This is a genomic window from Companilactobacillus baiquanensis, from assembly GCF_003946605.1.
Taxonomy (GTDB): domain Bacteria; phylum Bacillota; class Bacilli; order Lactobacillales; family Lactobacillaceae; genus Companilactobacillus; species Companilactobacillus baiquanensis.
Genome location: NZ_RHOQ01000003.1, coordinates 118,598 through 132,584 on the forward strand (window position 1 = coordinate 118,598; position 13,987 = coordinate 132,584).

A 13,987-nucleotide genomic window follows, 5' to 3' on the forward strand; every position below is an offset into this window, starting at 1 on the left:
TTGAAAGGAGAAAGACTAATGATAGTATGGGACGATTTAAAGGATGGTACTACTTTGATATCAGAAGATGAAATGAAGGTAGTAAAAACCTTGTCGAAATTACATAATAGTCGTTTAAAATTAGGAGTAACTCAAAAGGAATTGGCTGATAGAATAGGGATGCAACAACCACAATTAGCTAAAATTGAACGTATGGATTCAATGCCAACATTAGTTACCCTGAATAGATATGCACGTGGTTTAGGACTAGAGATTAAAATGTCGTTAGTCTCTTCTAAATAAGTATTAAATATTCAGCTCCAGTAATCTGATTTTAGATTACTGGAGCTATTGGTTTTAAGCGGAAAAAGCTATGTTTTGTTCCACGTTTATGCTGCATTTGTGTTGAAACGCGTACCATAAGGCAGTGACCTCCGCTTAGCTACGGATGGCAAACAATTGAAAGTGCACAATTATTCGCCATCCTAGGCTATGCTCGGTCTCTAACCGCCTTATGGTACGCTCTTTTTGTTACAATCTCGTTATTTATTTTTATAAATATAATTATTTAAAAAACATGTAGTATACTTGTAAAGAACTGCTATTATATATGACAGTCAGTTTAATATAAAAATAATTTAGAGGTATGGGATGAGAGCACAGCTAGAAGCTGGTATTTTTCAAAGACTTTTGAATATAGACGCTAATATCAATGCCATTATTATTGGTTTGATAACAGTTGGTCTTATTACAATTTTAACTTTTATGTCTTATTATTTTGAGGATCTATCCCGAAAGCACACTAAAAGATCATTTAATATAATCTTAGGGATAATTGAGGCTGGTACGCTAGTAATTAGTATGATTTTGGTTCAGCATATTTTCAAGGCGATCAATTCAGGAAGCTCGACTAATTGGTTTTACGCGACTACCCAAATGACCTTATTACTATATTGTCTTTATACAATGCAAAATCACTTTATAGATGGAGTTAATATAATTGCTCCGTTGTATATATTTGGACATCATTTGTCTGATGAAAGTATGGGATATAATATTTTCTTTGTGGCGATTTTGATTGCTATGGCAATAACGGTTATGTACATTGCTTTTAATAAAAATAGTATTAGAAACACTGAATGGAAGTATATAGCTCTACAAATTATTTATGGTGGTATTTGGTGGATCTTAATTTGGTCGATTTATAAATTCTCACTAGTAAAAACGGTTTATATGCTGATCGGCTTTGTAATTTACATGTGGATCATCAGATTATTTTCCAAATGGATCAGAACTTCATTTAACGACTATAATATTATGTCGAGAAAAGTTAACTATGATGAGTTAACTGGTATTAGAAATCGTGCTAATTTAGATCAGACCATAGATGAGATCTTTAAAGTTTACAGTAAAGAAAACAGTGATCCCTTAACGATGGGAATGTTTGATATTGATAAATTTAAAGAATTTAATGATAAATACGGTCATTCAGCCGGTGATAAAGTATTGCACCACGTTGCCGAAGTATTCCATCATCAACTATTTAAACAAACGTCTAAGGGACAAGTATATAGGTATGGTGGTGAAGAGTTTGTTGTGATTTTTAAAGGGATGAATGTTGAAGATTCTTCGGCTATTATTCGTCAAATTAGAAATCAAATGATAAATGATCCATTGTATTACGAGGGTAATGAATTAAACGTTAGAATTTCCTTTGGTGTTTCAGAGTTGTCACCTGATGATAAGGATATAAATGATTTATTACGTCGAATCGATCATTATTTGTATCAATCAAAGAGATCTGGAAGAGATCGTATTACGGTTGAAGATAAGACATTTAAGTTTGAAATATAGAATTAAAGAGTGGAACAAAGCATGTTCAACTTTCGAGCATTAAGGCCAATAGCTCCAGTAATCTGATTTTAGATTACTGGAGCTATTGGTTTTAAGCGGAAAAAGCTATGTTTTGTTCCACGTTTATTTATGTGTGCTGAAACGCGTTAATTAAGGCAGAGACCTCCGCTTAGCTACGAGTGACGAGCAATTGAAAGTGCACAATTGTTCGTTACTCTAGGCTATGCTCGGTCTCTAACCGCCTTAATTAACGCTCTTTTTATTTGTTCTTAATACGTTTAGGACTTTCCCAAGTACCTTGACCATGTCCCATAATAGTTCTTATTGCAGGTATAAAGGTTGTAACAACTGAGAAGGCATTTACTTGCCAATAAACTAAAGTATAAAAAGGCATAAACATTAAATATTTAAACTTTCTACCACGTTCATCAACTATTAAAGCGGCTCCAAGTTGAATGATTCCTGCTAACATCTCAAAAGTAATAAAGACAAATGACATTGCAAATAAGAAAATTACTTGTTTAAGGTCACCGGTAAAGATAAATCCTGCTAGTGATCCTAAAAATAAAACTAAACTTATAAAATAGAAGAACGACCAAATAATACTGAAGGTTTGATCAACTAAGAACGCAATTTGTCTGGTATATCTTAGTGGGTGGGAAATTATCTTCCAAAAGTTTGAAAGCCATACTTCCGTACCACCTTTAGCCCAACGTTTTCTTTGATGGTACAGGCTCTTTAAAGTATCGGGTACATTCATATAGAAGATGATATTTGGTGCAAATACAGTAGACCAGCCACTGATCTGGTGATCCCAAGCGATACTAATATCTTCAGTTGCTCTGTCTTGTCTGAATAATCCCACATCGATCAAGGCGTCACGACGATACATTGTGTTAGCACCACTGTATGCATACATATTGCCAAAGACACCGACTTGACTACGTTTGATAACTCCAACAATACTTGAAAATTCAACGGTTTGTGATTTAGAAATGATCGTGTTACGGTTTTGGACATCCATATTAGCAGTAACAGCGGCAATATTTTGTCCTTCTGACGTGTTAAAGTAATTCATATATTTCCATATTGCATCTGGTTCTGGTAAAGAATCGGCATCATTACTTAAAATAAATTCACCTTTAGTAAAGGCAATACCGATATTAAAGGCATGAGCTTTACCTTGATTTTTTTGAATACGGATTACTTTTAGATTATCGTATTTTAACATTAAACGTTTTAGTATTTCAGGTGTACTGTCAGTTGAACCATCATCAGTAACTAAAACTTCATAGTTAGAATAATTTAAATCGTTCATTAAATAATTGATCGTATCTTCGATCATGACTTCTTCGTTGTGTGCGGGAATCATGATGGTAACAAAAGGTTGAACACTTTTATCTATTTTTTTATAGTTTACGATTCTGTGTTTGTAAATAAATTGATAACATATCATACCAATTAACCAACAAAATGAACCTAAAATTGGATAAGAGATCAGGATCAATAGTAGAAAGTTGGCTACAGCATCGAAACCGGAAATTCCTGTATTAATCATAATTTTGTATCCTCGAATTTACTGTAAATTTTGTCGATAGCTTTAATCTCGAAATTATTTTCTGGTGTTACGACATAATATCTAATATTGTTACGACGGTGATAACGTTCACCAAATTTAGATGAATAGAAATCCTTAATAGCTTCACGTCTTGCAAAAAGCTTTTGTTCATCATAAATTGCATGGCGCTTTACGTGATTTTTGGTGTAGTAATTATTGTATAGAGTAAATGAAACAGTAATAATTGCCAGGATAATGAATGCATAGGATAGGAAATGTTCAAAGAAGTTGAACAGATCCTTTCCTTCTGGAACTGACCAAGGCTGTCCTTTTAAATCTTTATTAAAGAATACAGTTATTGATAAAGTCCAATAGATGGGAATCAACATTATTACCCAAGCTATAATAGTAATTAAAATTTGTCTGATTTTTAATAGCCAATGACCTTGTTCAAAAAAAGCATCATGGATGTAATTTTGCATAGGGTTATTATTTTTTCTTAATTTCATTTTCGTCACCCATAACTTTTTATCCATTTGATTATTTAAATTATATTAATTAAATAATCCCTTTAAAAAACCCAAGAGTTAAAATATATGTATTTTCAATCTCTGTGTGATGAAATAATAGGCTATTTAGTATACATATATTTATAATCAATATTTATGAATTCAATTGAAGAATCCTTGAAATCACTGATATGAAGCCCTTTGATTTCCTCTAATGGTAATCAGATATTAAATTTTTTCAAGAAAAGTGAATTAAAAAATCAATCGTGTTTTTTGGATTTTTTGGTTGATGTTTTGCAGCATTCTTGCATTTAAGAGGGAATAGGTTTATAGTGTACTAGTAAACTAATACACTAGAGAGGAAAAGGAAAAGGAAAATGGATTTTGACGATAAGGTTCCAATCTATTATCAAATTAAAAATCATCTCTATCATCAAATAGTTACGGGTACGCTTGTCCCTGGTGCTAAACTGCCATCAGTGAGACAATTAGCTGTCGATGTAACTGCAAATGTTAATACAGTGCAACGTGCTTTATCAGAGATGACGGATGAAAAAATGATCATACCTCAACGTGGTAAAGGTAATTTTGTTACTGATGACGTTTTAAGTATTAAAAAATTAAAAGATAAACTTATTAATGAACAACTTTCTTTGTCATATCAAGAGTTACATGACTTAAATTTAACTGACGATCAGATCTTAGATGAGTTTGAGAAATATATAAAAAATAGGAGTGAAATTCATGAGTGATTTATTGAAAATAGATAATTTGAATTATAGTCATAGTTTAAAGAATATTTTGCATGATGTTAATTTGACGATTGAAAGTGGCAAGATCATTGGATTACTAGGTGAAAATGGTGCTGGTAAGACCACTTTGATGCGTCTGATCACGGGCAGTGCTCACGGTAAAGGTGAAATTACTGTTAAAGATGCTACAACGGCTAGCCAAAGAAAAAGTTATGTCAGTTTTACCGAACATCTAGGCGGATTTCCAAGTGGAATGAGAATCGAAAAATTACGTGATTTTTATAAAAATGTTTATCCTGACTTTGATGAAAATCGTTTTGATGAATTACTAGATTTTTCTCAGTTAGATAAAACTAGTAAAATCTCTGCTCTATCAAAAGGTATGAAGGAAAAATTGATCATTACATTAACTTTGGCACGAAAAGCTGATTTATATTTGTTAGATGAACCTTTTGGTGGAATTGATAGTATGAGTCGTAAAAAGATCATTAGTAGTATTTTAAAATGGAAATCAGAAGATTCGACAATGATTATTAGTGATCACTATGTTACTGAAATTGCTCCAATTTTGGATGAAATTGTAGTAGTCAAAGATAAGACAATCAATTGTCATAAGAAGACAGACGAAATTCGTGAAAAGTCTGGTCAAAGTATTGAAGACTTCTATGAAAGCTTATACGAGGAGGGTAATCAAAATGACTAGTTTTGGAAAATTATTTAAAGTTACAATAAATGAGAAATTCAAGGCAATGAATTTTATCTTATTGATAGATTTGATTGCCATTGCAGTAACTTCAATTTGGGTAGCAATAACGGGCACTTTAAATTCAGCCGTATTTTCTAGTATCGTATTTTCTTGGTCTTCGATCGTATATTTGGTAGCTTTTATCCGCTTGTCAGTTTTACAAGAAAAAACTTTTACGCGTGATAGTTATCGTTTGATACCAATTGGAGATATAAAATTTTATCTTAGCAATTTAGCATCAACAGTTGTTTCATTCTTATATGTATTTGTAGTTCAAGTTGTTCTTTACGGAATTGTTGTGGCTATGAATTGGCATGATGTCAAAGATATAATGACTTATATGAAATTAATGAATCCTGGGACTGAATTCAGTGCTATGAATATAACTTTGGCAGGATTATCGGTCGTTATGCTGACTCTTGCTATGACAGTTTTAGGTTGGACAACGATCAATTTGATCCACTTAGTCGGAAGAGCAGCTGGGAACTTTTTACCAAGTACCGGACGTAAGGCTTTAAACGTCGTAATGTATATTTTAGTTATCTGGTTAGTTCTTAGAGTTGTCAGTTTCTTAAACACACAAATTGGTAATTCAATGTCACTAATTAGTAATTCAAATGATACATTAACGTTCTTCTTAAATGTGGCGGCGTTCTTAGTAGTTGCCGCAGTTGAAGCCGCAGTAAGTATTTATCTATTGAATAGATGGGTTGAAACAATTACCGAGTAAAAATACGCTCATAAGATACGATTTCAAGTATCTTAAGAGCGTATTTTTTGAAATTAAACGTATAATGATACGTATGAAAGGAATGATTCCAATGGCAACTATTTATGATTTTTCAGAAACAGAAATGAACGGTGACAAAATCGATTTTAATAATTATAAAGGTAAAACATTATTGGTCGTTAATACAGCCAGTAAATGCGGATTAGCTCCACAACTTGAGGCTATCGAAGCATTATACAAAAAATATCACGAGCAAGGATTAGAGGTTCTTGGGTTACCGTCTAATCAATTTCATCAAGAATTAGGTTCAGATGAAGAAACTAGTGAATATTGTCAAATGCATTATGGAGTAACTTTTCCAATGACAAAACAAGTTAAAGTTAATGGGGAAGACGAAGATCCTTTATTTACTTACTTAAAAGAAACGGCCGGTAGCGGTCGTATCAAATGGAATTTTACTAAATTTTTGGTTAGTCGTGATGGTAAAACAATCAAACGTTTTGCACCGGTCACTAAGCCGGAAAAAATAGAACCAGAAATTATTGAAGATTTGAAAAAGTAGGGTTACGTTAGGTTTAAAATCATGGGCTACTAGTCGATATTTTCTTTACCAATCTAATTTTTACGCTCATATTATGATCTCCTTTTGTGTGAATGTGTTTTTAGATGTGATGTGAGTTAAATATTGTGTATTTCTTGATAATTCATTTACGAAAAAATACCAGTTACCTCCAATTCGGAGATAACTGGTATTTTAATTATCCTTCAGCGTTATGTACATCATCTATAATATTATCTTTAGAAAAATCGTGATTCATATATTCTTTATTATTAGTAGGTAAATGCTGTTCTAAGGTATCGAATTGTTGGAAAGATACTACTCCAGATACTGTATCAAAGTTTAAAATATGTCCACCAAAATTATGATCATCTGACAGAAAATGACTGTGGAATCCACTGACCGCAGCACCATCAAATAGTGTTGGAGAATGGTAACTGATCAAAGTTCCGGTTACTTGATCTTTGTTAAACATATTTTGTTTCTCAGCAGTTTTTGAAAGTGAATCGTAAGGTGAAGATGACTTTCTAACAGCTCTAGTTGTCATATTTTTAAAAGTACCGGTTATTTTGATAGAAAAGAAAGTATTATCACTATTTGCGGCTTCTTTAATTTGTGACTGAAGATCCTCACGTGCTATATTTTCAACTTCCATCATTTCAGCATAATCAGCAAAATGACTATTAGCGAATGGCATAGTAAAGTTGCCATCAAGAATATTTATTTTACCATCGCCATCTAATTGATAAGGAGTGCCATCAAGAATGATTAATTCACCATCTAGACCTTCACCAGTACCGATACCGGTATCACCGTGTTTCAATAATTCATCCATGGTCAAAGTCCCATCAAGTAGTCCAGGAACTAATAATGCTAGAGTTCCATGTTGATAAAGAATATTTGTATTTGACATAATAAATTCCTTCCTATTAGTTCAATACGTCTTCAAGTAGAGTGGAAACAAGTTTGATATTATCACTGTAATCAACAGGGATATCAATTACGACTGGGCCTGATGTCTTAAAGGCTTTGTCCAAACTATCTTTTAGTTCGTCAGCTGTTTCAGCGTGCATACCAGTTGCACCAAAACTTTCAGCATATTTCGCAAAGTCGACTTTACCTAATTTAACACCGGCGTTACGACCGTACTTAGCTTCTTCTTGGAATTTAACCATGTCATAATATCCGTCATTCCAAACTAATTGAACAATGTTTAGATTTAGACGGACTGCTGTTTCAAGTTCTTGTCCGGAGAATAAGAAACCACCATCCCCAGCAACAGAAACGATCGGTTGACCAGGACGTTCCAATGCTGCTGCAATTGCCCAAGGAAGTGCTACACCAAGCGTTTGCATACCATTACTAAATAGTAAATGTCTTGGTTTGTAACTTCTAAAATGTCTTGCCATCCAAATATAGTGACTACCAACATCAACGGTCACAGTAGTATCATCATTAACTTGATTTTGAAGAGCATTGATAATTTCTAGTGGGTGCAGACCCTTACCAGAAGTTTCACTAGGAACCTCATCTTGAGAAACAAAACTTACTTGCATGTTGTGTAAATGTTCTTTTAAATCATCACTTAAACCAATGTCATCAGGAAGATTATGAGCTAGATCTTTAATAGTTTTAGCAATATCTGCTTGAACAACTAAATCAGGTTGATACTCGTTAGAAATTTCAGGAGCAATACTGTCTAAATTAATGATTTCGCCTGTACGGTCAACATTCCAAATTCTTGCTTCGTATTCAACGGGATCATAACCAATCGCAATAACTAGATCACTTTCTTTAAGCATGGCATCACCGATTTGATTTCTGAATAAACCAACACGTCCGTAATAATTCTTTTCTAGGTCACGTGAGATAACTCCAGCACCTTGGAAAGTTTCAACAACTGGGATTGAGAATTTATGTAAGAAATGGTGAATGGCTTCAGTTACTTCTTCACTTGATGAACGCATACCGGCTAAGATAACAGGTAATTTAGCGTGTTTGATCTTATCGATAATTTGAGCAATAGTGGCGCTATCAGCTCCACCTTGTTGAATAGGAGAAAGTGTTTTGATTTCGTCATCAGTAACAGCATCATCTAAAACATCTTTTGGCAAAGAAATAAATGTTGCACCAGATTTTGGAGCCATGGCTGTTTGATAGGCGTTGGCGAATGTTTCAGAAATGTTATTGGCATCTTGTACTTCAACACTATCTTTCGTAGCTGAATTTAAGAGCTCTTTACTTGGAATACTTTGATGTGTCAATCTTGAAACATCATTACGAGGAACTTGTCCACCTAAAGCTACAACAGGATCACCTTCAGAAGTTGCAGTGATCAAGCCAGTTGCTAAGTTTGATACACCAGGTCCTGAAGTAGTTGCTACCACTCCGGGTTTTCCAGTTAAACGACCAATACCAGATGCGATAAAGGCAGCGTTTTGTTCGTGGCGAGTAATGATAAGTTTAGGAGCTTTTGGATCATTGCTGTATTCTAATAGGTCAAAAAGTTTATCAACCTTGGCACCAGGAAGTCCGAAAACATATTTGACTCCTTGATTTACCATGGAATTGAATAAAGCCTCAGCACCGTTTTTTTCAGTTGACATTAATGTATATCCTCCTTGAGTATCTTGGGTTGTGATGTTATTGTAGTTAATATAAATCGTTGGTGTTGATTTGTCAACACATAATACTTGGAGAAATTTGAAATGAAAAATATTGGATATTTGGCCCAAGATATATCGATCCTGCATCGTAAATATTATAAAGATACAAAAGAAGAATTTGATGAATTGAAGCTTAACCCAACAGCAGCGTGTATTTTATTGTCGATCGGTGACTATAAAGAAGTCAGTCAAAATCAGGTTGCTAGGTTGTTAGTCGTTGATAAAGGATTGGCTACTAGAGAGATCAATAAAATGCAGAAGCTGGATTATTTGAGCAAAGTTGATGGAGCAGGTAAAACTAAAATCCTCAAGTTGACAAGTACAGGTGAAAAAATTGTTCAAAAAGTTCAACAGATAAGAATCGATTGGTGGGAAAAGAGATTTTCTGATACAGGGATAAAAGCTGATAGCCCACTGGTTGAAGCAATTGAGAATGTTGTTGATGATATTGTTGATCCTATTGAGGAATGATTGGGTCACCAACGGCTTTAAAATGGAAAATTATGTAACAAAATCGTTATTTTTACTAAATATGCAGCATAATCGTATATTGAAACATAGCTTTTTCCGCTTAAAGCACATAAGCCCAATAATCCAAGATCGGATTATTGGGCTTATGTGCCTTAATGCTCGAAAGCTGAACATGTTTCATAACACACTCTCACTTTTTTCCTATATCAAAATTCCCTCTAAATGATCCATTTCATGTTGAATAATTTCAGCAACAAAATCACTAAATTCTTGTTTTTGAGGTTTAAAGGATGCATCTAAATAGGTAACGGTAATATTTTTATAGCGTTTAGTTTTCCTTTGACCTGATAGTGATAAGCATCCTTCTTCGGTATCGTAAGGTTCGCTTTTTTTGATAATTGTTGGATTTATTAAAGGTATTGCCATATTGCCTAGTTGAAAAGCGATGATTCGTTTATTTATGCCGATCATATTAGCGGCCATGCCGACACAATCAGCTTGGTGTGATTTCAATGTATCAAGCAGATCGGTTATAACCTGACTATCTTTAGGGGTAGCGGGTGTTGATTTTTGTGAAAGCAAGGTTGTGTCTTTATTAATTTGTTTGATCATAATTTACTCCTTTTAGTGAATTAATCATAACAAAAATAAATCGTGAGCAGGATATTTGACTAATAAAATTTCGGCAAGTAGACTTAATATATAATAAAAGAATTAATATTATATATTATAAGAATAGTAGAGGGTGCTTTAATGAGTACAAAAATTGGAATAATTTTAGGTAGTGTGCGTGGTGACGCTTTGGGAAGCAAAATTTTTAAACATTTAAAATCTGTTATGAAAGATACTGCTGATGTTGAATATACATGGTTAGATCTACATAATTTTCCTTTACCAGTTTATGATCATGAGGAAATTCCTTTAATGGCAAAGGTTTCAAAAACTACTGAAATGGAAGACAAATGGCTTAATGCAGTTGAAGAGCAAGATGGTTATATCATGATGACTCCTGAATATAATCATGCAATTCCTGGTGGATTTAAAAATGCTTTGGATTTGGTGGGATCCCAAGTAAGTAAAAAGCCAGTTCAAATTCTTAGTTATAGTTGTTTCAGTGATGGTGGTATGTTAGCTGCAGCATCAATGGTTCCGATCCTACAAATTATGGATATGATGGTTTTACCAAAGCCAGTCTTAGTTTGGAATGCAGAACCAAACTTTGAAACTGATGGGACTTTGAATAGTGATGTTGAGAATAGTGAACATTTTGAAAAACGATTTAAAGAGGCATTCCATGATATTGAATTCTATGCCAAAGTTTTAAAAGATAATCCTTATAAGTAACATATAAAAAGCTGGCCAGAACTTGGTCAGCTTTTTGTTATACTTATTTTAGAGGTGGGATGATATGAATCTATTATTTGCAATTGATGATAATGTAGTTAAGCAAATGCTGACGACGTTATACTCGATCAAAGAAAATACCAAAGGTGACTTTGATGTTTATGTTCTTCAAAAAGATAAATTGAAAGAAACGACTAAGATCCAGAACTTTTGTGACAAAATGGGGATGAATTATCATCCTGTCATTGTAGATGGTTCGCGTTTTAAAGATGCACCTATAACAGACCGTTATCCGGCAACTATTTATTATCGATTATTGGCTCATGAGTATTTGCCAGATATTGACCGAATTTTATATTTAGATGCGGATATTTTAGTTATAAATGATTTACATACGCTTTATAATTTGGATCTTGGTGAAAATCTGTATGCAGCTGCCAGTCATTCGGCATTGACTAGTAACATGACAGAAACATTTAATAAAGTCCGCCTGGGGAATTATGAGGCTGAAAGTTATTATAACTCCGGAGTATTGTTGTTTAACTTGCCAAAAATTCGTCAAACTATTAAAGCAGAAGATATTTTCCATTATATTAAAGAGAATGAATTGACGTTATTTTTACCAGATCAAGATGTTTTGAATGGACTATATGGCCATCAAATAATGAAAATTCCAGATGAACTATATAATTTTGATGCTAGGATGAGTGCTTTATACTTTGCCATCGGAGATGGGAAATGGGATCTTGATTGGGTGATCGAACACACCGTTATACTGCATTTTTGCGGACGTGATAAACCTTGGAAGCCTGAATATCGGGGGAGATTTTCGGGATTATATAAACACTATATGCGAAAAGCCTTATTGTAAGGCTTTTTTTGTTTAAAAGATATTGCACTGCAAGCGTTATCAGAATATTATATAAAGGTTCGTGAACTTTAAATCAGGGGGGATTCTATGCACTTTTTAACACCTCCAGTCGCCAATAAAAAAGTTGAGGAATCTAAAGTTGATCCAACGTATAAGAAATTACGCTGGCAAGTTTTCTTTGGTATTTTTATTGGTTATGCTGGGTATTATTTATTACGAAATAATTTTTCGATTGTTATGCCAAAATTAATTAATGAAGGATTTTCTAAAACTCAATTGGGATTTGCTTTTTCAGCAGTTTCAATTGCTTATGGATTTAGTAAATTTTTTATGGGAATTGTTTCTGATCGCAGTAATGCACGGATATTTCTGCCTTTAGGGTTGATTTTAACGGCATTGATCAACTTGGCTTTTGGGTTTATTCCTATATTAACTAAATCTATCACTTCAATGTTTATTTTGTTGTTTTTGATCGGTTGGTTTGAAGGGATGGGTTGGCCACCATCTGGTCGTGTCATTACACATTGGTATTCTGTTTCTGAACGTGGTTCTTGGACATCGGTTTGGAATGTTGCCCATAATGTTGGTGGGGCATTGATGGCACCGTTAGCTGCTATTGGGATCGCTTTTTTTGCAACAAATATCCCAAGTATGAAATCATATAATGGAGCATTCATTATTCCTGCTTTGGTCGGTATAATTATTGCGATCATAGCTTACATTTTGATTCGCGATACTCCAGAATCACAAGGATTACCGCCAATTGAAGAGTACAAGAACGACTATCCTAATGAAGAACATATTATGTACGAAAAGGAACTAACTGCGAAAGAAATTCTTTTCAAATATGTACTAAATAATAAGTGGGTTTGGATAATTGCTTGTGCCAATATTTTTGTTTACTTCGTTAGATATGGAATAGAGAATTGGGCACCGGCTTATTTAACAGAAGTTCGTCATATTTCTCTAGCATCTAGTTCAGGTTCTTATTTCTTGTACGAAATAGCAGGGATTCCGGGAACTATTTTTGCTGGTTGGGTATCAGATAAATTATTCAAAGGCCGCCGTGGGCCAGCAGGATTTTCTTTCATGTTAGTAGTGACCTTTTTTGTATTCATGTATTGGCGTTCAACAAATATTATGATGGTCAATATTGCTTTATTCATGATTGGATTTTTGATTTACGGACCAGTCATGCTGATTGGATTACAAGCCTTAGATTCGGTTCCTAAAAAGGCTGCAGGAACGGCCGCAGGATTGACGGGACTATTTGGTTATCTCTTTGGATCAGTTGCCGCCAATGCCATTATGGGGGTCATTGTTGATCACCTAGGTTGGAATTCTGGCTTCATTACGGTTATGGCGTCTTGTATTATTGCTGCAGGATTATTTGCTTTAACTTGGAATCTTCGAGGCCAAGAAATTATTAAATAAAATAGATTATTTTCAGAAATATTACTTTTTCATTTCTGAATTTTAATGTTTAATCACCAAAAAGAACACCACCAGTGATCCGATCTTGGATTACTGGTGGTGTTCTTTTTTCTCTAATTATCGTTTTCGTCTTCCACAATATGTTCTTTAGTTTGATTAAAGATAGTAATAATATGCTGATCACTAAGACGATAGTGAATATTACGACCTTTTCTCATGCTTGAAACTAGATTTAGCTGCTTTAACAGGCTTAATTGGTGAGAAATAGATGACTGGCTCATCTCTAATGAGTCGGCAATTTCGCCAACACTTAGTGGTGTTTGTGACAGAGCCAATATGATCTTAACTCTGGTCATATCACCGAAAGCTTTGAAGACGTTGACCATGGCTTCTAGTTCGTCATTATTGGGGATTTCGTTATTCAAATTGTTTAGAGATTTTATGTGTTCTTTTTCAAAGTTGTTCTCTGTCATAAAATCACCTTTCTTACTCTAGATGGTTGAAGTTTACCACAG

16 protein-coding genes are annotated in these 13,987 nt (G+C 33.9%); 10 read left to right on the forward strand and 6 right to left on the reverse strand.

The features are described 5' to 3' along the window. The first annotated feature begins 18 nt into the window (after positions 1 to 18). Together EKM77_RS06140 and EKM77_RS06145 are read left to right on the forward strand one after the other, a co-directional pair. Positions 19 to 282: a helix-turn-helix domain-containing protein gene (locus EKM77_RS06140; RefSeq protein WP_125593184.1), complete on the forward strand. Its 264-nt coding sequence runs from the start codon at positions 19 to 21 to the stop codon at positions 280 to 282. Between the two features lie 348 nt (positions 283 to 630). After that, a complete protein-coding gene (locus EKM77_RS06145; RefSeq protein ID WP_125593185.1) occupies positions 631 to 1,833 on the forward strand; it encodes a GGDEF domain-containing protein in 1,203 nt (400 codons plus the stop codon). A gap of 259 nt (positions 1,834 to 2,092) precedes the next feature. On the opposite strand, the gene EKM77_RS06150 is transcribed toward EKM77_RS06145, so the two are convergent. Both EKM77_RS06150 and EKM77_RS06155 read right to left on the reverse strand, forming a co-directional pair. Continuing rightward, on the reverse strand, positions 2,093 to 3,391 hold the full coding sequence (locus tag EKM77_RS06150; RefSeq protein ID WP_125593186.1) for a glycosyltransferase family 2 protein: 1,299 nt from the start codon (positions 3,389 to 3,391) through the stop codon (positions 2,093 to 2,095). After that, the gene (locus EKM77_RS06155) at positions 3,388 to 3,900 is read right to left on the reverse strand and encodes a hypothetical protein (RefSeq protein WP_125593187.1); all 513 of its coding nucleotides are present in this window, start codon (positions 3,898 to 3,900) and stop codon (positions 3,388 to 3,390) included. Before EKM77_RS06155 ends, EKM77_RS06150 begins: the two co-directional genes overlap by 4 nt. Positions 3,901 to 4,277: 377 nt before the next feature. Between EKM77_RS06155 and EKM77_RS06160 the strand changes: the two genes are divergently transcribed. The 4 genes from EKM77_RS06160 to EKM77_RS06175 all read left to right on the forward strand — a co-directional run bounded on the left by EKM77_RS06160 (position 4,278) and on the right by EKM77_RS06175 (position 6,689). Then, on the forward strand, positions 4,278 to 4,652 hold the full coding sequence (locus EKM77_RS06160; RefSeq protein ID WP_125593188.1) for a GntR family transcriptional regulator: 375 nt from the start codon (positions 4,278 to 4,280) through the stop codon (positions 4,650 to 4,652). Then, positions 4,645 to 5,355 carry an ATP-binding cassette domain-containing protein gene (locus EKM77_RS06165; protein ID WP_125593189.1) on the forward strand — a complete coding sequence of 237 codons (711 nt, stop codon included), beginning with the start codon at positions 4,645 to 4,647 and terminating at the stop codon, positions 5,353 to 5,355. The genes EKM77_RS06160 and EKM77_RS06165 overlap by 8 nt, the downstream gene beginning before the upstream one ends. Further along, entirely contained in the window at positions 5,348 to 6,127 is a 780-nt protein-coding gene (locus EKM77_RS06170; RefSeq protein ID WP_125593190.1) for a hypothetical protein, read from the forward strand. Before EKM77_RS06165 ends, EKM77_RS06170 begins: the two co-directional genes overlap by 8 nt. Positions 6,128 to 6,218: 91 nt before the next feature. Beyond that, complete coding sequence (locus EKM77_RS06175; protein ID WP_125593381.1) at positions 6,219 to 6,689, forward strand: glutathione peroxidase; 471 nt, start codon at positions 6,219 to 6,221, stop codon at positions 6,687 to 6,689. Positions 6,690 to 6,885: 196 nt separating this feature from the next. Here the strand turns inward: EKM77_RS06175 and budA are convergent, their stop codons facing one another. After that, the gene (gene budA / locus EKM77_RS06180) at positions 6,886 to 7,599 is read right to left on the reverse strand and encodes an acetolactate decarboxylase (RefSeq protein WP_125593191.1); all 714 of its coding nucleotides are present in this window, start codon (positions 7,597 to 7,599) and stop codon (positions 6,886 to 6,888) included. Positions 7,600 to 7,615: 16 nt separating this feature from the next. Then, on the reverse strand, positions 7,616 to 9,292 hold the full coding sequence (alsS, locus tag EKM77_RS06185) for an acetolactate synthase AlsS (RefSeq protein ID WP_125593192.1): 1,677 nt from the start codon (positions 9,290 to 9,292) through the stop codon (positions 7,616 to 7,618). A gap of 102 nt (positions 9,293 to 9,394) precedes the next feature. Between alsS and EKM77_RS06190 the strand changes: the two genes are divergently transcribed. Continuing rightward, positions 9,395 to 9,823, forward strand: a complete 429-nt coding sequence (locus EKM77_RS06190) for a MarR family winged helix-turn-helix transcriptional regulator (RefSeq protein ID WP_125593193.1) — start codon at positions 9,395 to 9,397, stop codon at positions 9,821 to 9,823. A 201-nt stretch (positions 9,824 to 10,024) separates the two neighbouring features. On the opposite strand, the gene EKM77_RS06195 is transcribed toward EKM77_RS06190, so the two are convergent. Then, on the reverse strand, positions 10,025 to 10,435 hold the full coding sequence (locus EKM77_RS06195; protein WP_125593194.1) for a peptide deformylase: 411 nt from the start codon (positions 10,433 to 10,435) through the stop codon (positions 10,025 to 10,027). 141 nt (positions 10,436 to 10,576) lie between these two features. On the opposite strand from EKM77_RS06195, the gene EKM77_RS06200 reads away from it, so the two are divergent. From EKM77_RS06200 to pgtP, 3 genes are all read left to right on the forward strand, one after another. Continuing rightward, on the forward strand, positions 10,577 to 11,167 hold the full coding sequence (locus tag EKM77_RS06200) for an NADPH-dependent FMN reductase (RefSeq protein ID WP_125593195.1): 591 nt from the start codon (positions 10,577 to 10,579) through the stop codon (positions 11,165 to 11,167). A gap of 64 nt (positions 11,168 to 11,231) precedes the next feature. Further along, positions 11,232 to 12,038 carry a glycosyltransferase family 8 protein gene (locus EKM77_RS06205; RefSeq protein WP_125593196.1) on the forward strand — a complete coding sequence of 269 codons (807 nt, stop codon included), beginning with the start codon at positions 11,232 to 11,234 and terminating at the stop codon, positions 12,036 to 12,038. An 87-nt stretch (positions 12,039 to 12,125) separates the two neighbouring features. Continuing rightward, positions 12,126 to 13,472, forward strand: a complete 1,347-nt coding sequence (pgtP, locus tag EKM77_RS06210; protein ID WP_125593197.1) for a phosphoglycerate transporter protein PgtP — start codon at positions 12,126 to 12,128, stop codon at positions 13,470 to 13,472. 113 nt (positions 13,473 to 13,585) lie between these two features. Here pgtP and EKM77_RS06215 read toward each other — a convergent pair whose 3' ends face one another. Beyond that, positions 13,586 to 13,945, reverse strand: coding sequence for an ArsR/SmtB family transcription factor (locus EKM77_RS06215; RefSeq protein WP_125593198.1), 360 nt, complete (start codon positions 13,943 to 13,945; stop codon positions 13,586 to 13,588). Positions 13,946 to 13,987 lie beyond the last annotated feature (42 nt).

What these genes read in the sequence shown, in the direction of transcription:
- EKM77_RS06140 (WP_125593184.1), top strand. Translation starts at nt 19, where the DNA reads ATGATAGTATGGGACGATTTAAAGGATGGTACTACTTTGATATCAGAA.
- EKM77_RS06145 (WP_125593185.1), top strand. Translation starts at nt 631, where the DNA reads ATGAGAGCACAGCTAGAAGCTGGTATTTTTCAAAGACTTTTGAATATA.
- EKM77_RS06150 (WP_125593186.1), bottom strand. Translation starts at nt 3,391, where the DNA reads ATGATTAATACAGGAATTTCCGGTTTCGATGCTGTAGCCAACTTTCTA.
- EKM77_RS06155 (WP_125593187.1), bottom strand. Translation starts at nt 3,900, where the DNA reads ATGAAATTAAGAAAAAATAATAACCCTATGCAAAATTACATCCATGAT.
- EKM77_RS06160 (WP_125593188.1), top strand. Translation starts at nt 4,278, where the DNA reads ATGGATTTTGACGATAAGGTTCCAATCTATTATCAAATTAAAAATCAT.
- EKM77_RS06165 (WP_125593189.1), top strand. Translation starts at nt 4,645, where the DNA reads ATGAGTGATTTATTGAAAATAGATAATTTGAATTATAGTCATAGTTTA.
- EKM77_RS06170 (WP_125593190.1), top strand. Translation starts at nt 5,348, where the DNA reads ATGACTAGTTTTGGAAAATTATTTAAAGTTACAATAAATGAGAAATTC.
- EKM77_RS06175 (WP_125593381.1), top strand. Translation starts at nt 6,219, where the DNA reads ATGGCAACTATTTATGATTTTTCAGAAACAGAAATGAACGGTGACAAA.
- budA (WP_125593191.1), bottom strand. Translation starts at nt 7,599, where the DNA reads ATGTCAAATACAAATATTCTTTATCAACATGGAACTCTAGCATTATTA.
- alsS (WP_125593192.1), bottom strand. Translation starts at nt 9,292, where the DNA reads ATGTCAACTGAAAAAAACGGTGCTGAGGCTTTATTCAATTCCATGGTA.
- EKM77_RS06190 (WP_125593193.1), top strand. Translation starts at nt 9,395, where the DNA reads ATGAAAAATATTGGATATTTGGCCCAAGATATATCGATCCTGCATCGT.
- EKM77_RS06195 (WP_125593194.1), bottom strand. Translation starts at nt 10,435, where the DNA reads ATGATCAAACAAATTAATAAAGACACAACCTTGCTTTCACAAAAATCA.
- EKM77_RS06200 (WP_125593195.1), top strand. Translation starts at nt 10,577, where the DNA reads ATGAGTACAAAAATTGGAATAATTTTAGGTAGTGTGCGTGGTGACGCT.
- EKM77_RS06205 (WP_125593196.1), top strand. Translation starts at nt 11,232, where the DNA reads ATGAATCTATTATTTGCAATTGATGATAATGTAGTTAAGCAAATGCTG.
- pgtP (WP_125593197.1), top strand. Translation starts at nt 12,126, where the DNA reads ATGCACTTTTTAACACCTCCAGTCGCCAATAAAAAAGTTGAGGAATCT.
- EKM77_RS06215 (WP_125593198.1), bottom strand. Translation starts at nt 13,945, where the DNA reads ATGACAGAGAACAACTTTGAAAAAGAACACATAAAATCTCTAAACAAT.